17 protein-coding genes, 2 tRNA genes and 1 pseudogene are annotated in these 17,782 nt (G+C 72.4%); 9 read left to right on the forward strand and 11 right to left on the reverse strand.

The window, feature by feature from the left end; genetic code table 11:
* Window positions 1–50 precede the first annotated feature (50 nt).
* Together Q5530_RS15355 and Q5530_RS15360 are read left to right on the forward strand one after the other, a co-directional pair.
* On the forward strand, window positions 51–2,342 hold the full coding sequence (locus tag Q5530_RS15355) for an FdhF/YdeP family oxidoreductase (RefSeq protein ID WP_415362877.1): 2,292 nt from the start codon (window positions 51–53) through the stop codon (window positions 2,340–2,342).
* A 110-nt stretch (window positions 2,343–2,452) separates the two neighbouring features.
* Window positions 2,453–2,932 (forward strand): hypothetical protein, encoded by a 480-nt coding sequence (locus tag Q5530_RS15360; protein ID WP_415362878.1) that lies wholly within the window; start codon window positions 2,453–2,455, stop codon window positions 2,930–2,932.
* On the opposite strand, the gene Q5530_RS15365 is transcribed toward Q5530_RS15360, so the two are convergent.
* From Q5530_RS15365 to Q5530_RS15375, 3 genes are read right to left on the reverse strand one after another with little or no spacing between them, the layout of a single operon-like run.
* On the reverse strand, window positions 2,929–4,434 hold the full coding sequence (locus Q5530_RS15365; RefSeq protein WP_380636834.1) for a phytoene desaturase family protein: 1,506 nt from the start codon (window positions 4,432–4,434) through the stop codon (window positions 2,929–2,931). The two genes, Q5530_RS15360 and Q5530_RS15365, sit on opposite strands and share 4 nt — an antisense overlap.
* A 9-nt stretch (window positions 4,435–4,443) precedes the next feature.
* Complete coding sequence (locus Q5530_RS15370; protein WP_415362880.1) at window positions 4,444–4,551, reverse strand: MFS transporter small subunit; 108 nt, start codon at window positions 4,549–4,551, stop codon at window positions 4,444–4,446.
* Entirely contained in the window at window positions 4,548–5,855 is a 1,308-nt protein-coding gene (locus tag Q5530_RS15375; RefSeq protein ID WP_415362882.1) for an OFA family MFS transporter, read from the reverse strand. The genes Q5530_RS15370 and Q5530_RS15375 overlap by 4 nt, the downstream gene beginning before the upstream one ends.
* 68 nt (window positions 5,856–5,923) lie before the next feature.
* Between Q5530_RS15375 and fdhD the strand changes: the two genes are divergently transcribed.
* From fdhD to Q5530_RS15390, 3 genes are read left to right on the forward strand one after another with little or no spacing between them, the layout of a single operon-like run.
* Window positions 5,924–6,748: a formate dehydrogenase accessory sulfurtransferase FdhD gene (fdhD, locus tag Q5530_RS15380; protein WP_415362883.1), complete on the forward strand. Its 825-nt coding sequence runs from the start codon at window positions 5,924–5,926 to the stop codon at window positions 6,746–6,748.
* A complete protein-coding gene (locus Q5530_RS15385; protein ID WP_415362885.1) occupies window positions 6,745–7,911 on the forward strand; it encodes a CaiB/BaiF CoA transferase family protein in 1,167 nt (388 codons plus the stop codon). Before fdhD ends, Q5530_RS15385 begins: the two co-directional genes overlap by 4 nt.
* A gap of 54 nt (window positions 7,912–7,965) precedes the next feature.
* On the forward strand, window positions 7,966–8,832 hold the full coding sequence (locus Q5530_RS15390; RefSeq protein WP_415362887.1) for an alpha/beta hydrolase: 867 nt from the start codon (window positions 7,966–7,968) through the stop codon (window positions 8,830–8,832).
* On the opposite strand, the gene Q5530_RS15395 is transcribed toward Q5530_RS15390, so the two are convergent.
* The 5 genes from Q5530_RS15395 to tig all read right to left on the reverse strand — a co-directional run bounded on the left by Q5530_RS15395 (window position 8,775) and on the right by tig (window position 13,549).
* Entirely contained in the window at window positions 8,775–9,305 is a 531-nt protein-coding gene (locus tag Q5530_RS15395; protein WP_415362888.1) for an alpha/beta hydrolase, read from the reverse strand. The two genes, Q5530_RS15390 and Q5530_RS15395, sit on opposite strands and share 58 nt — an antisense overlap.
* A 2-nt stretch (window positions 9,306–9,307) precedes the next feature.
* Entirely contained in the window at window positions 9,308–10,588 is a 1,281-nt protein-coding gene (gene clpX, locus Q5530_RS15400) for an ATP-dependent Clp protease ATP-binding subunit ClpX (protein ID WP_380636845.1), read from the reverse strand.
* Window positions 10,589–10,792: 204 nt separating this feature from the next.
* Window positions 10,793–11,422, reverse strand: coding sequence for an ATP-dependent Clp protease proteolytic subunit (locus Q5530_RS15405; protein ID WP_415362890.1), 630 nt, complete (start codon window positions 11,420–11,422; stop codon window positions 10,793–10,795).
* A 24-nt stretch (window positions 11,423–11,446) separates the two neighbouring features.
* Entirely contained in the window at window positions 11,447–12,058 is a 612-nt protein-coding gene (locus Q5530_RS15410; RefSeq protein ID WP_380636847.1) for an ATP-dependent Clp protease proteolytic subunit, read from the reverse strand.
* A 114-nt stretch (window positions 12,059–12,172) separates the two neighbouring features.
* Window positions 12,173–13,549, reverse strand: coding sequence for a trigger factor (gene tig, locus Q5530_RS15415; RefSeq protein WP_415362892.1), 1,377 nt, complete (start codon window positions 13,547–13,549; stop codon window positions 12,173–12,175).
* 1,139 nt (window positions 13,550–14,688) lie between these two features.
* On the opposite strand from tig, the pseudogene Q5530_RS15420 reads away from it, so the two are divergent.
* The 3 genes and pseudogenes from Q5530_RS15420 to Q5530_RS15430 form a co-directional block, all read left to right on the forward strand.
* Window positions 14,689–14,859: pseudogene (locus Q5530_RS15420) on the forward strand (LysR family transcriptional regulator); the annotation flags it as partial.
* A 78-nt stretch (window positions 14,860–14,937) separates the two neighbouring features.
* On the forward strand, window positions 14,938–15,594 hold the full coding sequence (locus Q5530_RS15425) for a substrate-binding domain-containing protein (RefSeq protein ID WP_380636945.1): 657 nt from the start codon (window positions 14,938–14,940) through the stop codon (window positions 15,592–15,594).
* A gap of 97 nt (window positions 15,595–15,691) precedes the next feature.
* Window positions 15,692–15,943: a hypothetical protein gene (locus tag Q5530_RS15430; RefSeq protein ID WP_415362894.1), complete on the forward strand. Its 252-nt coding sequence runs from the start codon at window positions 15,692–15,694 to the stop codon at window positions 15,941–15,943.
* 133 nt (window positions 15,944–16,076) lie between these two features.
* Here Q5530_RS15430 and Q5530_RS15435 read toward each other — a convergent pair.
* Window positions 16,077–16,150, reverse strand: a tRNA-Pro gene (locus Q5530_RS15435).
* 60 nt (window positions 16,151–16,210) lie between these two features.
* Here Q5530_RS15435 and Q5530_RS15440 point away from each other — a divergent pair.
* Window positions 16,211–16,281 (forward strand) — tRNA-Gly (locus Q5530_RS15440).
* 511 nt (window positions 16,282–16,792) lie between these two features.
* Here the strand turns inward: Q5530_RS15440 and Q5530_RS15445 are convergent.
* Complete coding sequence (locus tag Q5530_RS15445) at window positions 16,793–16,915, reverse strand: hypothetical protein (RefSeq protein ID WP_380636909.1); 123 nt, start codon at window positions 16,913–16,915, stop codon at window positions 16,793–16,795.
* Window positions 16,916–16,979: 64 nt separating this feature from the next.
* Complete coding sequence (locus tag Q5530_RS15450) at window positions 16,980–17,699, reverse strand: maleylpyruvate isomerase family mycothiol-dependent enzyme (RefSeq protein WP_415362896.1); 720 nt, start codon at window positions 17,697–17,699, stop codon at window positions 16,980–16,982.
* Window positions 17,700–17,782 lie beyond the last annotated feature (83 nt).

Genomic DNA, 17,782 nt, shown 5'->3' on the forward strand with positions numbered 1-17,782 from the left:
CGGCGGCACGACACGCCGGGGCGGCCACCGGCCGGGGGCAGAATGGCGCCATGGAGCGCAGGCCACCGGAGCGGGACGTCGACGAGTCGCGGTTGGACGTGGGGGAGCCCAAGCGCTGGGCGGCGGGCCTGCCGGGGGTCGCGGTGTCGCTCAAGCGCGGGGTGGAGCAGATGGGCGTGGCGCGGACCGCGACCACGCTGCGGCTGCTCAACCAGCGGGAGGGCTTCGACTGCCCGGGGTGCGCGTGGCCGGAGCCGCAGGGGCACCGCAGGATGGCCGAGTTCTGCGAGAACGGCGCCAAGGCGGTGGCCGAGGAGGCCACCAGGCGGCGCGTGGGCCCGGAGTTCTTCCGGCGCCACCCCGTCGCCGAGCTGGCCGGGAAGACCGACTACTGGCTGGGGCAGCAGGGCCGGATCACCGAGCCGGTGGTGCTGCGCGAGGGCGCGACGCACTACGAGCCGATCTCCTGGGCGGACGCGTTCGAGCTGGTCGCGGAGAAGCTGAACGGGCTGGCGAGCCCCGACGAGGCGGTGTTCTACACCTCCGGCCGCACCAGCAACGAGGCCGCGTTCCTGTACCAGCTGCTGGTCCGCTCCTTCGGCACGAACAACCTGCCGGACTGCTCGAACATGTGCCACGAGTCGTCGGGCGCGGCGCTGTCGGAGACCACCGGCATCGGCAAGGGCTCGGTCGGCATCGACGACTTCGAGCACGCCGACCTGATCGTGGTGGTGGGCCAGAACCCGGGCACCAACCACCCCCGGATGCTGTCCGCGCTGGAGGCGGCCAAGCGCGCGGGCGCGCGGGTCGTGGCGGTGAACCCGTTGCCGGAGGCCGGGTTGCTGCGGTTCAAGAACCCGCAGAACGCGCGCGGCCTGGTCGGTCCGGGCACGGCGCTGGCCGACGAGTTCCTCCAGATCCGGCTGGGCGGCGACCAGGCGCTGTTCCAGGCGGCGGGCAACCTGCTGCTGTCGTGGGGCGCGGTGGACGAGGGGTTCGTCGAGCGCAGCACGCACGGGTTCGCCGGGTACGCCGAGCACGTGCGGGAGCTGGACTGGGCGGCGGTCGACCGCGCCACGGGCCTGCCGCGCGCGCAGGTGGAGCGGTTCGCCCGGCTGCTGGCCGGCTCGGAGCGCACGATCTTCTGCTGGGCCATGGGCCTGACCCAGCACCGGCACGCCGTGCCGACGATCCGCGAGATCGCCAACGTGGCGCTGCTGCGCGGCATGATCGGCAAGCGGGGCGCGGGCCTGTGCCCGGTGCGCGGCCACTCCAACGTGCAAGGCGACCGGACCATGGGCATCTGGGAGAAGATGCCGGAGAAGTTCCTGGCCAACCTGGAGTCGGAGTTCGGCATCGAGGTGCCGCGCGCCCACGGCCTCGACACGGTGGCCTCGATCCGGGCCATGCGCGACGGCCGGGCGAGGGTGTTCTTCGCCGTCGGCGGCAACTTCGTCTCCGCCACCCCGGACACCCCGGTGACCGAGGCCGCGATGCGGGGCCTGGACCTGACCGCGCACGTGTCGACCAAGCTCAACCGCTCGCACGTGGTGCACGGGCGCACCGCGCTGATCCTGCCCGCGCTGGGGCGCACCGAGAGCGACCTCCAGCACGGCGGCGAGCAGTTCGTCACGGTCGAGGACTCGATGTCGGTGGTGCACCGGTCGCGCGGCCGCCTGGAGCCGGCGAGCGACCGGCTGCTGTCGGAGGTGTCGATCGTGTGCCGGCTGGCGCGCGCCCTGCTCGGACCGGCGCACCCCGTGCCGTGGGAGGAGTTCGAGCGGGACTACGACCTCATCCGGGACCGGATCGCGCGGGTCGTGCCGGGGTGCGCGGACTACAACGAGCGGGTGCGCCGCCCGGACGGCTTCGTGCTGCCGCACGCCCCGCGCGACGCCCGCGAGTTCACCGGGACCCGCACCGGCAAGGCGCAGTTCTCGGCCAACGCGCTGACCGTGCTGGAGGTGCCGCCCGGTCGGCTGCTGCTCCAGACCCTGCGCAGCCACGACCAGTACAACACCACGATCTACGGCCTGGACGACCGCTACCGGGGCGTGAAGGACGGCCGGCGGGTGGTGTTCGTCAGCCCGGAGGACCTGGCCGAGCTGGGCCTGCGCGACGGGCAGCACGTGGACCTGGTGGGCGAGTGGCCGGAGGACCCGACCGGGGTGACCGAGCGCCGCGCGCCGCGCTTCCGCGTGGTGGCGTACCCGACGGCGCGGGGCTGCGCGGCGGCCTACTTCCCCGAGGCGAACGCCCTGGTGCCGCTCGACTCGACCGCCGAGGTGTCGGGCACGCCCACGTCGAAGTCGGTCGTGGTGCGGCTGGAGGCGGTGGACTAGCCGGCGGACCGCGCGCCGGTGGAAATCGGGCCCCTCCCCCGCGAACCCCGGGGTGCCGTCGTAACGCCCGCCGCCGTCCGGGCGACGACACGGGAGACCGAGGAGGGCTTGTGATCGCCAGGACCGCGCTCGCCGCCGCGGCGCTGTCGGCGCTGACCGCGTGCGCCGCCGAACCGGCGGCCGCGCCCGCCACCACCACGACGACGCCCACCCCCACCGAGTCGGCGGGGGTGAACTGCGCGGACGCGCCGCAGGACGTGGTCGCGGCGGCCCTGCGGCTGCGCCTGAACCACTCGCGCCAGTCGATCGTCGACAACGTGGTGACCTGCACCTACGACGGCGGCGGCGCGCGGGTCCGGTTCACCACCGGCACGGACGCCGCGGCGTTCGCGGCGCGCCGCGGGGAGCACCGCGACGCCGTCGCCGTGCCGGACCTCCCGGACGAGGCGTACCGCGCCACGACCACCTCCGGCGAGGTCGTGCGGACGGTCGTGGTGGCCCGGCGCGGGACGGTCGAGATCGAGGTGTCCTCCGGCGCCAACACGCGGCACGCCGAGCAGCTGGTCGCGGAGCTGTTCGCCCGCCTCTAGCGGGTCAGCACGGCCATCGCCGCGTTGTGCCCGCCGATGCCGCTGACCCCGCCGCCGCGCCGCGCGCCCGCGCCGCAGACGAGCAGGTTGGCCACGTCGGTCTCCACGCCCCAGCGACCCACCTCGGCCTCCTCCTCGGCGAACGGCCACGCCAGCGCGTCGTGGAAGATGTTGCCGCGCGGCAGGCCCAGCTCCGCCTCCAGGTCGAGCGGCGAGCGCGCCTCCAGGCACGGCCGGCCGTCGGCGTCGGTCGCCAGGCAGGACTCGATCGGCTCCACCAGGTGCTCGTCCAGCGCGGCCAGGTAGCGGCCGACCAGCTCGTCGCGCAGCCCCTCGCGGCCCTCGAACAGCGCCGCCGGCGTGTGCAGGCCGAACAGCGTCAGCGTGTGCCACCCGCGCCCGACCAGGTCCGGCGCGAGGATCGACGGGTCGGTCAGCGTGTGGCAGTACATCTCCGCGGGCAGCACGGAGGGCACGCGCCCGGCCGCGCTCTCCCGGTAGGCGGTCTCCAGCTGCCCGTACGACTCGTCCAGGTGCAGGGTGCCCGCGAACGCCAGCCGCGGGTCCACCCCCGAGCGGAACCGGGGCAGCCGCTCCAGCAGCATGTTGACCTTCACCTGGCAGCCCTCGGCCACCGCGCGCCGCGGGCGCCCGCGCAGGGCGTCCAAAGTGGACGGAGCGACGCCGGAGAGCACGAACCGCGCGCCCACCACGCCCCCGTCGTGCTCGACCTCGGCGGTGACGCCGTCGGCGTCCACCCGGGTCACCTCGGCGCCGGTCACGAGCTCCGCGCCCGCCTCCCGCGCCACCCGCTCCAGCTCGGCCGTCACCGCGCCCATGCCGCCGACGGGCACCAGCCACTCCCCCGAGCCGTTGCCGATCACGTGGTAGAGGAAGCACCGGTTGGCCGCCAGGTCGTGCAGCGACGCGTGCGTGCCGATCAGCCCGTCCGTGGCCACCACGCCGCGCACCACGTCGTCGGCGAACAGCTCCTCCAGGCTCTCCCCGAGCGGCCGCTCCACCACCCGGTCCCAGACCGCCGGGTCGACCAGCGAACGGGCGCGCTCCCGGGACACCAGCGGCTCCAGCGCGGTCGGCGCGAGCGCCCCGGCGAACCCCTCCAGCTCCGCGTACCAGCGCCGCCAGCGCTCGAACTCGGCGTCGGAGCCGGTGAGCGCGCGGAACGAGGCGGCGGTGGCCGCGCCCGGGTCCCGCTCGACCAGCAGGTCCCCCGCCGGGGTGTACGAGGACGCGGCCCGCGACCGCAGCCGCACGCGCAGCCCCAGGTCGGCCACGACCCGGTCGGGCAGCAGGCTGACCAGGTACGAGTACCGCGACAGCCGCGCCTCGACGCCGGGGAACGCCCGTTCGCTCACGGCCGCGCCGCCGACGTGCCCCTGCTTCTCCAGCACCAGCACGCGCCGACCGGCCCGCGCCAGGTAGGCCGCCGCCACCAGCCCGTTGTGCCCGCCGCCGACCACCACCACGTCGTAGTTGCCCACCCGCCGACCCTAACCGGTGAACAGGGCGGTGACCTTGCGGATCAGCTCGACCAGCCCGTAGGCCAGCGGCAGCCCGACCCACAGCCAGGCCAGGACGACCAGCGCGCGCCGGTTCACCGGACCACCTCCTCGACCGGTTCGTGGTACCTGGCGTCGACGGGCCGGACCAGCTCGTTGGCCGCGAACCCGACCACCAGCAGGCCCATCATGATGAACAGCGAGGTCGTGTAGAGGTCGGGCCCGGACCTGCCGTCGGCCAGCCTGCCGTCGGCGATGGCGTTGACGATCAGCGGCCCGAGCACGCCCGCCAGCGACCACGCGGTGAGCAGCCGGCCGTGGATCGCGCCGACCTGGTAGGTGCCGAACAGGTCCTTCAGGTAGGCCGGGACGGTGGCGAACCCGCCGCCGTAGAACGACAGGATCAGCATCGCGCACACCACGAACAGCGGCTTGGACGCGTCGCCGGCCAGCGCCAGCACCAGGTAGGTCAGCGCGCCCGCGCCCAGGTAGAGGCGGTAGACGTTCTTGCGGCCGACCAGGTCCGAAGTGGACGACCAGGCGATCCGGCCGACCATGTTGGCCAGCGACAGCAGGGCCACGAACCCGGCGGCGGCGCCCGCGGCGACCGGCGCGGAGGTGTCCGCGAAGAAGTCCCGGATCATCGGCGACGCCTTCTCCAGGATGCCGATGCCCGCGGTCACGTTGAAGCACAGCACCACCCACAGCAGCCAGAACTGCGGGGTGCGCAGGGCGTTGCGCGCGGAGACGTTGACCGCCGAGCGCGCCGCCGCCCTCTCCTCGACGGCGGCGGGCACCCGCACCAGCAGCACGCCCACCGACATGAACACCGCGTAGACCACGCCGTGCACGAGGAAGGTCCGCGCGATGCCGCCGCTGTCGCGCCCGAAGGACTCCAGCATCTGCGCCGACCAGGGCGAGGCGATCAGCGCGCCGCCGCCGAAGCCCATGATGGCGATGCCGGTGGCCATGCCCGGCCGGTCCGGGAACCACTTGATCAGCGTGGACACCGGCGAGATGTAGCCGATGCCGAGCCCGATGCCGCCGACGAACCCGTAGCCGAGCACCACCAGCCAGTACTGCTGCGTCCACGCGCCCAGCGCGGAGATCAGGAAACCGGACGAGAAGCACGTGGCGGAGACGAACATCGCCCACCGCGGGCCGTTGCGCTCGACCAGCGTGCCGCCGAACGCCGCCGACAGGCCGAGCATGACGATGCCGAGCTGGAACGGCAGCGCGCTCTGCGTGCCGCTGAGCCCCAGGGCACCCTCCAGGGGCGGTTTGAACACGCTCCACGCGTACACCTGGCCGATGGCCAGGTGCACCGACAGCGCGGCGGGCGGCACCAGCCAGCGGTTCCAGTCCGGTGGGGCGATCGTCCTGGAGCGGTCCAGGAAACCCATTGGCCGACACCTCCGTAGCCTGGTGATTGGCTTGCGGAAAAACTTAGCCTTGGTGAAGGAGTCGCGCGATGGGCCGAGTGACCGTGCGTCGCCCAGTGGTCAGCTACCTGCGACGAACGCCCCGCCAGCGGGTCGACTCGTTGGCCGTCGAGGAGCCGTTGGAGCTGCGCGTGGATGGCCGGGCACTGGCCGTCACCATGCGCACGCCCGGCCACGACGTGGAGCTGGCGCACGGGTTCCTGCTGTCCGAGGGCGTGGTCCGCGGCCTGGCCGACGTGGCCGTGGCGCGGTACTGCGCGGGCGCCGGACCCGACGGGGTGAACACCTACAACGTGCTGGACCTGGCGCTGGCCGAGGGCGTGGCGCCGCCCGAGGTGGGGGTGGAGCGCAACTTCTACACCACCTCGTCGTGCGGGGTGTGCGGCAAGGCGGCGCTGGACGCGGTCCGGCTCAAGACCCGCCACTCCCCCGCCGGGGACGCCGCGTCGGTCGACGTGGGCGTGCTCGCCGGCCTGCCGGACGCGCTGCGCGAGCGGCAGAAGGTGTTCGCCTCGACCGGCGGCCTGCACGCCGCCGGGCTGTTCACCGCCTCGGGGGAAGCGCTGGTCGTGCGCGAGGACGTGGGCAGGCACAACGCCGTGGACAAGGTGCTGGGCTGGGCCGTGCTGAACGACCGGGTGCCGCTGACCGGGACCGTGCTGGTGGTGTCCGGGCGGGCCTCGTTCGAGCTGGTCCAGAAGGCCGCGATGGCGGGCGTGCCGGTGCTGGCGGCCGTGTCCGCGCCGTCGTCGCTGGCCGTCGAGCTGGCCGACGAGCAGGGCGTGACGCTGGTCGGGTTCCTGCGCGGCGAGTCGATGAACGTCTACACCGGCCACGAACGGGTGACCGCGTGAGACCCCTCGACGGTGTGACCGTGGTCAGCCTCGAACAGGCCGTGGCCGTGCCGTACGCCTCCCGGCTGCTGGCCGACCTGGGCGCGCGGGTGATCAAGGTCGAGCGGCCCGGGGCGGGTGACTTCGCCCGCGACTACGACACCGCGTGCGGCTCGGTGTCCTCCTACTTCGCCTGGACCAACGTCGGCAAGGAGTCGGTGGCGCTCGACCTGAAGGACCCGGCGGGCCGCGAGGTGCTGGACCGCCTGGTCGCGGGCGCCGACGTGGTCCTGTGCAACCTGTCCCCGGACGCCGCGCGCCGCCTGGGCCTGGACGCCGACTCCCTCCGCCGGGACCGGCCCGACCTGGTGGTGGGCGAGCTGTCCGCGTACGGCGCGGACGGGCCGTACGCGGGGCGCAAGGCGTTCGACGCGCTGGTCCAGTCCGAGACCGGCCTGGTCGAGCTGACCGGCGACGGCGAGGTCACCGCCCGCGCCGGGATCTCGGTGGCCGACATCGCCGCCGGCGTGCAGCTGCACTCCGCCGTGCTGGCCGCCCTGCTGCACCGCGCCCGCACCGGCGAGGGCGCGACCCTGCGCCTGTCGCTGTTCGAGGCGCTGGCCGAGTGGATGCACCAGCCGATGCTGTACGCGGCGGGCACCGGCGCCGCCGCCCCGCGCACCGGCGCGCACCACCCCACCATCGCGCCCTACGGGCCGTTCCGGTGCGCCGACGGCACCGTGCACCTGGCCGTGCAGAACGACGCGCAGTGGCGGCGGCTGTGCCGGGTCCTCAGCCGGCCCGCGCTGGCCGACGACCCGCGCTTCGGCACGGTCAGCTCCCGCGTGGCCCACCGCGCCGACCTGCACGCGGCCCTGGACTTCTCCGCCTGGACCGCCGCGGACCTGCTGGCCGCGCTCGACGGGGCGGACGTGCCCGCGGCCCGCACCCGCACCGTGGCCGAGCTGCCCGAGCACCCCCAGCTCACCGCGCGCGATCGGCTGACCCGGGTGACCGTCCCCGGTGGCGGGGTACCCCTGCTGCGTCCGCCGGTCGACTCCACCGCGTGGGGGTGGGAGCCCGCGCCCGTGCCGTCGCCCGGCGAGCACACCGAACGCGTCCTGCGAGAACTCGGCTACCCGGAGGACGAGGTGAGGGCCCTTCGGGCGACCGCGGCCCGTTGAGCGAAACACCGCCCCCACCTCAGGCGATCCGCTAGGAGAACGGCTGGAGGGCACATGGTCGGCAGGCGTGCGGTGCTCACCGCCCTGGGCGGGGGAGCGCTGGCCGCGGTGGGGGTGACCGCGGGGCTGCACACGAACGCGCCGTTCGGCGAGGGGCTCCGGCACGCGCTGGGCGTGGCCGGCCAGGTGCCCGCCGTGCAGCGGGCCGTGATCCGGGTGGAGCGCGTCCGCTCCCGCTGCCGGGGGCAGGACGTCGACCTGCTCACCATGGTCCCGCCGGGGGTGCCGACCGGGGGCCTGCCGATGTCGCTCCTGCTGCACGGCCGCTTCGGCACGGCGCGGACCGCGGCGGTGGGCCGGATGCCGGAACTGCTGGTCACGGCCGTGCACCGCGGCTCGGTGCCGCCGTTCGGGTTCGTCGCGGTGGACGGCGGCGACCACTACTGGCACGAGAACGTCCCCGGCGACGACCCCCTGGGGATGCTGCTGGAGGAGGTGCCGGCGTGGCTGGCCGAACGCGGCTTCGGCGCGCCGTTCGCCTGCACCGGCGTCTCCATGGGCGGCTTCGGCGCCCTGCTCTACACCCGCCGCAGGCACGAGCGGCGCGAACCCCTCCGGGCCGTCGCGACCATCGCGCCCGCCCTGATCACCTCGTGGCGCGAGATGGCCAAGCGCAGGGCGTTCCGCGACGAGCGGCAGTGGGCCTCGCTGGACCCGCTGCGCAACCTCGACCGGCTGGGCGACGCCCCGGTCGGCGTGTGGGCGGGCGACCGCGACCACTTCATCGAGGGCACCCGCCGGTTCATCGCCGGCGCGCGGCCCGCCGTCGCCTCGATCACCCCCGGCGGCCACGACGACACCCACTACCGCAAGGTCGTCCCGGACGTCATCCGGTTCCTGGGCCGGCGCGTCCCCCGCTGACCGGCGGCCGTCCCCGCCCCGACGGGTGAGGTCCCGGAACCCTGCCGAACCGCCGGGTCAGCGCGGCACCGCCGGGTCGGCGCGGCGTGAGCGGGGTCCGGCACCGGGTGCGGGAACCCCCCGGGCGAAGGGCTCGCCGGCGGGGTCCGGGTCGACCAGGAGCACCCGGTCGACCCGCCCGCCCCGTCGAACTCCCCCGCCGCGTGGTGCAGCCGGAGCAGGCACGCGAGCGAGTGCGTGACCACCACCCGTTCGTGCGCGGAGGAGACCCGCGCGGCGGCGAGGTGGCCGCGCAGCTCGTCGAGCCACACGTCCAGCCTCGGCGCGTCCGGCGCGGAGAACTCCGGCGCGGAGAACTCCGGCACGTCGACCGACCCGCCGTGGCGCGCCGGCTCGCCCGCCGGCCAGTTCTGCCAGTGCGCGGGCCCGGCACCGCCGAGCCCCGGCAGGACCAGCACGTGCGGGAGGGACAACCTCAGGCCGACTTCTCGCGGCGCTCCCGGCGCGAGGGCTGCCGGGCCACGATGGTCGGGTTCACGTTCTCCTTGACCGTCTGCTCGGTGATGACGACCTTGGCGACGTCCGTGCGGCTCGGGATGTCGTACATCACCGGCAGCAGGACCTCCTCCATGATCGCCCGCAGGCCGCGCGCCCCCGTGCCGCGCAGGATCGCCTGGTCGGCGACGGCCTCCATGGCGGTCCGGGTGAACTCCAGCTCCACGCCGTCCATCTCGAACAGCTTCTGGTACTGCTTGACCAGCGCGTTCTTCGGCTCGGTGAGGATGCGGACCAGGGATTCCTTGTCCAGGTTCGTCACGCTGGCGACCATCGGCAACCGGCCGATGAACTCCGGGATGAGCCCGAACTTGATCAGGTCCTCCGGCATCGACTCGGCGAAGTAGTCCGCCGCGTCGACCTCGGCCTTGGTGCGCACCTCGGCGCCGAAGCCGAGCCCGCGCTTGCCGACCCGGTCCTGGATGATCTTCTCCAGGCCCGCGAACGCGCCCGCCACGATGAACAGCACGTTCGTGGTGTCGATCTGGATGAACTCCTGGTGCGGGTGCTTGCGCCCGCCCTGGGGCGGCACCGACGCGGTGGTCCCCTCCAGGATCTTCAGCAGCGCCTGCTGCACGCCCTCGCCCGACACGTCGCGCGTGATCGACGGGTTCTCGCTCTTGCGGGCGATCTTGTCGACCTCGTCGATGTAGATGATGCCGGTCTCGGCGCGCTTGACGTCGTAGTCCGCCGCCTGGATGAGCTTGAGCAGGATGTTCTCGACGTCCTCGCCCACGTAGCCCGCCTCGGTCAGCGCCGTGGCGTCCGCGATGGCGAACGGCACGTTGAGCATCTTGGCGAGCGTCTGGGCCAGGTAGGTCTTGCCGCAGCCCGTCGGGCCGAGCATGAGGATGTTCGACTTGGCCAGCTCAACGCCGTCGTCGCGCCCCTCGCGCCCGCGGTCGCCCGCCTGGATGCGCTTGTAGTGGTTGTACACCGCCACCGAGAGCGTGCGCTTGGCCTCGCTCTGCCCGATCACGTACTGGTCGAGGAACTCGTGGATCTCGGCGGGCTTGGGCAGCTCGTCGAGCTTGACGTCGCCTGCCTCCGCGAGCTCTTCCTCGATGATCTCGTTGCAGAGGTCGATGCACTCATCGCAGATGTAGACACCCGGCCCGGCGATGAGTTTTTTCACCTGCTTCTGGCTCTTACCGCAGAAAGAGCACTTCAGCAGGTCGCCGCCGTCACCGATACGTGCCATGACCGCTGACCTCTGTCCCCTCCGGCGCGCCACCTGGTCGGGTGCGCCTGACTGCTGGTGTGACGATTGCCCGCTGGGTGCGGGACCGCCCGTTCCCCTCGACGGTACCCGTCCCACCCGCCTGTGCGGGAGGACCAGCGTGCCCCCGTCGCGCCGAACCGACCAGGACCCCTGGTCAGCTCGGCGTGTCGGGGTCACGCGGTGTTACTTCGACGCCGAGAGCTTCCGGTACGGCAGGACGGTGTCCACGATGCCGTAGTCCTTGGCCTCCTCGGCCGTCAGGATCTTGTCGCGCTCGATGTCCAGGCGGACCTGCTCCGGCGAGCGGCTCGTGTGCCTGGCCAGCGTGCTCTCCATGAGGCGGCGCACGCGCTGGATCTCGTTCGACTGGATCTCCAGGTCGGAGACCTGGCCGTAGACGCCCTCGGTGGCCGGCTGGTGGATCAGGATCCGGGAGTTGGGCAGCGCGTGCCGCTTGCCCGGCGTGCCCGCCGCCAGCAGGACCGCGGCGGCGGAGGCCGCCTGGCCCAGGCAGTACGTCTGGATGTCCGGTCGGACGAACTGCATGGTGTCGTAGATGGCCATCAGCGAGGTGAACGAGCCACCCGGCGAGTTGATGTACATCAGGATGTCGCGGTCGGGGTCCTCCGACTCCAGCACCAGCAGCTGGGCCATCACGTCGTTGGCCGACGCGTCGTCCACCTGCACGCCGAGGAAGATGATGCGCTCCTCGAACAGCTTGTTGTACGGGTTGGACTCCTTGATGCCGTAGCTGGTGCGCTCGACGAACGACGGGAGCACGTACCGGGACTGCGGCGCGTGGAACTGGCTCACTTCGGTGTCTCCTGATGCTCGCGGTCAGTTGGTCGAGGCGGCCTGGCTGGCCCGGCTGATCACCTTGTCCACGAAGCCGTACTCCAGGGCTTCCTGGGCGGTGAACCAGCGGTCGCGGTCCGAGTCGGCGATGATGCGCTCGACGGGCTGACCGGTGTGCTCCGCGATCAGCTCGGCCATCTCGTGCTTGGTCCGGACGAGCATGTCCGCCTGGATCGCGATGTCCGCCGCGGTGCCGCCGACACCGGCCGACGGCTGGTGCATGAGGATGCGGGCGTGCGGGAGGGCGTGCCGCTTGCCGCGGGCGCCCGCGGACAGCAGGAACTGGCCCATGGAGGCGGCGAGGCCCATCGCGTAGGTGGCCACGTCGGGCTCGATGAGCTGCATCGTGTCGAAGATCGCCATGCCCGCGGTCACCGACCCGCCGGGCGAGTTGATGTAGAAGGTGATGTCCTTCTCCGGGTCCTCGGCGGCCAGGAGGAGGAGCTGGGCCACGATCTGGTTGGCGATGTTCTCTTCGACCTGCGAGCCCAGCACGATGATCCGCTCGCGGAGCAGGCGCTCATAGACCGAGTCGTTGAGGTTCATCCCCGAGGCCGCTCGCATCACGGGGGCCGGGAGAGAGTGCTGCGTCACGTCTGCCTGCCTAACTTTGCCGACTAGCTGTGCCGAAAAGAGTCACGTAACTGACGACCTTAACGAAGGCGGGCGGCGTCGACTTCCCGACACCGCCCGCGTTCGCTCAGGGCTTCACTCCGCGTGGGAGTGCTCCTCAGTGGACTTCTCCCCGTTCGCGGCCTCGGGCCGGGTCTCGCCGAAGAGCTCGTCGAGGTCCAGGGCGTTGCCGGACGAGTCGGTCACGGTGGCCTGGCGCACGACCGAGGCCAGCGCCTTCCCCCGGCGCACGTCGGCGAAGATCGCGCCGAGCTGGCCCGACTGCTGGGCCCGCTTGACGTACTCGTCGGGGCTGATGCCGAAGCGCTGGGCCTGGTAGATGATCCGCTCGGTGAGCTCCTGGTCGGTCACGCTGAGCTGCTCGGCGTCGGCGATGGCGTCCAGCACGAGCTGGGTCTTGACCGCCTGCTCGGACGCCTCGCGCACCTCGGTGTCGAACTGCTCGCGGGTCTGGCCCTGCTCCTCCAGCCACTCGGCGAAGCGCGCCTCGTCGTGGTCGAGGGCGTGGACGGCGTCGTGCTCGCGGGCCTCGATCTCGCTCTTGACCACGGCCTCGGGCAGCGGCACCTCGACGCTGGCCAGCAGCGCCTCCAGCACCTTGTCGCGGGCCTGGACGCCCTGCTGCATCTTCTTCACGCGGCCCAGGCGGGTGCGCAGGTCGCCCTTGAGCTCGTCCAGGGTGTCGAACTCGCTCGCCAGCTGGGCGAACTCGTCGTCCAGCTCGGGCAGCTGGCGCTCCTTGACGGAGTTCAGCGTGACGGCGACCTCGGCGTCGCGACCGGCGTACTCGCCGGCGACCAGGGTGGTGGTGAAGGTCTTGGTCTCGCCCTCGGAGGCGCCGACCAGGGCGTCGTCGATGCCCTCGACGAGCTGGCCGGAGCCGATCTCGTAGGACAGGCCGGTCGTCTTGGCCTCCTCGACCTCCTCGCCGTCCACCGTCGCCGACAGGTCGACCACGACGAAGTCGCCGGTCTCCGCCGGGCGCTTGACGCCGGTCAGGGTGGCGAAGCGGGCGCGCAGCTCGTCCAGCTGGGTGTCCACGTCCTCGTCGGTGACCTCCTGGTCGTCGACGCTGACGGACAGCTCGCCGAAGGCCGGGACCGTGATCTCCGGGCGGACGTCGACCTCGGCGGTGAACGCGAGCGACTCGCCGTCCTCGATCTTGGTCACCTCGAAGTCCGGGCGGCCCAGGGTGCGGATCTCACCCGAGGTGACCGCCTCCAGGTACTTGGCCGGGATGGCCTCCTGGACGACCTCGTCCAGGACGGGCGCGCGGCCGATGCGGCTCTCCAGCACGCGGGCCGGGGCCTTGCCGGGGCGGAAGCCGGGGATGCGGACCTGCTTGGCCAGCTTGCGGTACGCGCGGTCGAAGTCCGACTTGAGCTCGTCGAACGGCACCTCGACGTTGATCCGGACCCGCGTCGGGCTCAGGTGCTCGACGGTGCTCTTCAACGTGGTCTCCTCGTAACGGGACGTGCGGGCATCCCGGGACGCGGTTCGTCGCGCCGGGATTCCGCTTGAGTCTAGGCGGTCGGGGGTCGCCGGGGCGCTAGCACCCCGGCTCAGGGGCCTGCAACCCCACGACGGGGCGGTGCGGCCGGGGTCGGGCGCGCATTGTGCGGTTATCCGCGGGCGCGCCGGAATCGAATTGCGGTGGTCGTCCCGTGAATTCGCGGGGCGCGGCGCCCGGACCCGTTCTCCCGCCCTTCCCGCCGGGACCGCCGGGGCGTCCCCGCCGGGCTCCCCGAAGCCCCGCCGGCCCAAATCACAACGCTGGTTCCTAATCCTCGGCGCGAGCACCGCCACCCCGCGCCGGACCGCCGCGACACGCCGCGTCGCCACCCGCGCCGGTGACCCCCGGCGTCTCAACAGAGCGCCGCACGGCCCTGCCCGCTGCCCGGAACAGCCCAGCGGGGACCCTGCCGATTAGACCGTTCGAGTGACCTCGGGAGCCGTTCGCCCAGGAAGGCGCGTCAGGGGGTGGTGGAGGACACCGGGGGGCGGTGTAACACGGATGACGCAGCAGCGAGGTACTTACTGCTACGGGGGGTGAGAAGCGTTCGCCACAAGGGGTGAAGGGAGGCCGTTCGGAGTAGCGCCCGACCGAAAACTTTCACTTGTCGAGATGACTCCACTCGCCGTAGTCCATTAGTGTGGGTTTCAGGTACCGTGACGCCCGGACCCGCACGTGGGAAGGAATGTTTCCAGGGTTGTCGGAACGTTCTGGGGGGCCAGCGGCGGACCTACCGACAACAGGGACCGACAGGAACGAGCGAGACAATGTCATCGAGCTCTTTAACCACCTACCAGACAAGGTGCCGATGACCCGATGAGATCTATTCCGCCGCTGCCGAACACCAGCCCAGGACCACCTGTGAAAGCGGACCGGCACCTCGGTGTCGGACAGATTCCGGGCACACCGCCCGCCCTCGGGGCGGAGCCCCCGGCGGTAGCACGGCGATGTTGATCAACCTCCGGCCCCGCGGGCCGGAAGGTGCAGCCAGATCAGCCATCGCCACCAAAACGGAGATCGCGGTGCCGTCCCGCACCGGTCTCTCGTGGACCACTTTCACGCACCGTTGGGGAGCTCCATGGAGACGCGTCAGCTGTTGGCGTTCACAACTGTGGTTCAAACGGGCAGCTTCACCAAGGCAGCCGCTACGCTGAATTGCTCGCAGCCAACCATAACGACCCGGATCAAGGCCCTGGAAGAGACTCTCGGCGTGCCGCTCTTCCGGCGACTCCCGCGCGGCATACAAATGACCTCGGCGGGTGTTGAACTACTGCCCTTCGCCCGGAACATCATCACCCTCACCGACAAAGCCAGGAAAGCGATCACGATGAACGGCGAGCCGCACGGCAAGCTGGTCATCGGCAGCGCACAGAGTCTGACCGACTACCGTCTGCTACCACTGATCGAGTACATGTGCTGGCGGTACCCGAGCGTCCAGATCTCGCTGCACTCCCGGAACACCCAGGCCAACCTGACCTCGGTGCGCGAGGGTCGGCTGGACTGCACGTTCTTCATCGGCTCCATCGAGCCCCGCGAGGGGCTGGAGACGACCGTGCTGTGCCCGGAGCCGCTGGTCATGGTGGCCGGGCCCACGCACGCCCTCACCCGGCGTTCGGTGATCACCGAGGACGAGCTGCGCGGGAGCACGCTCATCCGGGCGGAGAACGGCGCGAGCTACTACGAGCAGTTCGAGCAGGCGCTGGGGTTGCAGGACACCGAGTCGAGGTCGCCGGTGCTGGCGCTGGACTCGATCGACGCCGCGAAGCGCGCGGTCGCCTCGGGCCTGGGCATCTCGCTGGTCCCCGAGGTGACGGTGGCCGCGGAACTCGCCGACGGCCGGCTGTGCCGGCTGCCGTGGGTGCCGCCGTTCCGGGTGTACACCCAGTTCGCGTGGCGGCAGGACAACTCCACCAACCCGTCCGTCACGGCGCTCGTGTCGGCCGCGGCGCAGGTGGTGAGCGAACAGGTCGCGGCGCCGGCCTGATCCCGGAGCGGTTGAGCCGTTCTTGAGCACCCGGGCGCGGGTGTGCTCAAGAACGGCGGCTGCGTTTCGCGGGCCCCGCCGGGGGTAGGCCGGAGCCATGACCGTCAAGGGCAGTGACCTGCGCGAGCTGCTGGCCTCCAGCACCCCCGACCCCACCCTGGTCCTGGTGGAGGGTGGGCTGCACATCGTCCAGGTGGACGACCTGGACACCGACGCCTACCGCGGCGCGCTGCTGCTGGTGTCCCGCCAGGAGCTGCTGGCCCGGGGCGTCGACGAGAACTCCCCCGACGAGGTGCTGGAGCAGCAGGCCGCCGCGGTCTCGACCGCCGTGAACCAGCTGGGCGGCTAGCGGTCGTCGCCCCCGGGTCCGCGGCCGCGATGCGGGGCTCGCCGAACCCGGGGTGGGGCTCGAACGGAGTCGTCGTGGGCGGGGACCGCCCGGAAGTGCCCTGACCAACCCGGTGGGTCGGCCAGGGCGACCGTCGGGGCGACAGGATTTGAACCTGCGACCCCCCGCTCCCAAAGCGGGTGCGCTACCAAGCTGCGCCACACCCCGGTCCACCCAAGCCTATCGCGACCGGCTAAGCTGAACCCGCGCCCACCCGGGTGAGCGCGTGCGGGTGTAGCTCAATGGTAGAGCCCCAGCCTTCCAAGCTGGTCATGCGGGTTCGATTCCCGTCACCCGCTCTTCCCCTCCTCGCCGGTCGAGCGCTTGCCGAGCATCCCTTGTGGACGACGGGGCGTTGGCGCGCAACGGGTCCGGCCCGCCCTTCGGACAACCAGGCCGACCGGACACCCCCGCCGGAACCGCTCCACCCGGGCGAACCCGCAGCTCACAGCCGTGAGGGCGGGCATCGCAAACCACACCCCCACCGGGGCGATCAACACAAAATTTCCACACGAACGGGGCGATTCCGCAGCTTGACGCGCGGCCCCCGCGAACCCCTACGCTCGACCACGACCAGTTCCCACCGGAGTACCCACACTACCCACGAAGAACCGGTCAGGTGCGTCGCGGGGAAACAGTTCAAGCCCGCCAGGACTTCCCCGCTGTTCCCCGCGACCCACCGCACGGACGCCCGCTCCGGTCCACATCGGACACCCGGGCCCGGCCGCGTCGCGCCGGCTCCCGCGACCGCGCGGCACCGGCAGGATCGGCGTGGCACCCGGGAGGACGCCGACCACCCGGCCGAACGGCCTACCTCCCGTACGACGTGACCGCGCGCCACAGCGCCTCGCCGAAGCGGATCGCCAGCAGCACCATGAGGACGCCGATGGTGAAGGACACCAGGCACCTCAGGACCACGCGCAGCTTGTCCATCGGCACAGTGTGCTCCCCGCGCGCCGCCGTTCACCGCACTTCGCGGTGAACGGCGGCCGGTGGACTACGCGGTCACCCCGGCGACCGCCGCCCGGAGGGCCCTGACCACCCCGAGGTCGCCCTCGACCGAGAGGTGCGACTCCCCCACCCGCCCCCACAGCCACAGGTCGACCGCCGACGACGACCCGCTCACCACCGCGTCCGCCGGCGCGCCCGGGCAGTGGTCGACGACCCCCTCGTGCAGCGCCACGGTCCACTCCCTCCCGGGCACCCGCAGCGTCACCGCCCTCCCGGACGCGTGCGCGGCCGGCGGCAGGTGGCACCCCAGCCACAGCCGCAGCACCTCGTCGATCCCGTCCACCGCCAGCACGGGGTCCAGCGGCGCCACCGCGCCGACCGCCGCCTGCGCGTCCACCCGGTGCACGGCCGTCTCGTGCGCCATCCGCCGCAGCCAGAACCCCAGCGTGCCGTCCCACGGGCACCACGTCGGCGCGGGTGCGGAGGCCCGCACCGGGTTCAGCACCCCGATCAGCGAGGCCGCGCCGATCCGGTACCAGTCGACCGGGTCGGCGTCGCCCGGCGCGGATTCCCAGTCGGCGGGCCGCGACCCGCGCGTGATCCACCGCGTCACCAGGCGGTGCACGGACCCGACGTGCGCGACCAGGTCCGCGACCGTCATGCCGGGGCACGTCGGCACCGGCCGGTCGGGCGGCGCCAGGTCGGCCGCCACCGCCAACGCCGTCGCCTCGGTGCGGAGGGCGTTCGCGAACTCTTGGGGGTCCACCAGCGCAGCATCCCGGAACGCCACAAGATCGGGCGACCCCTGATCGGGCGACGCCCGAATTGGATCGCGCCGCCACCGCAACC

The sequence above is a fragment of the Saccharothrix sp. BKS2 genome, assembly GCF_047689505.1.
Lineage (GTDB): Bacteria > Actinomycetota > Actinomycetes > Mycobacteriales > Pseudonocardiaceae > Actinosynnema > Actinosynnema lopnurensis.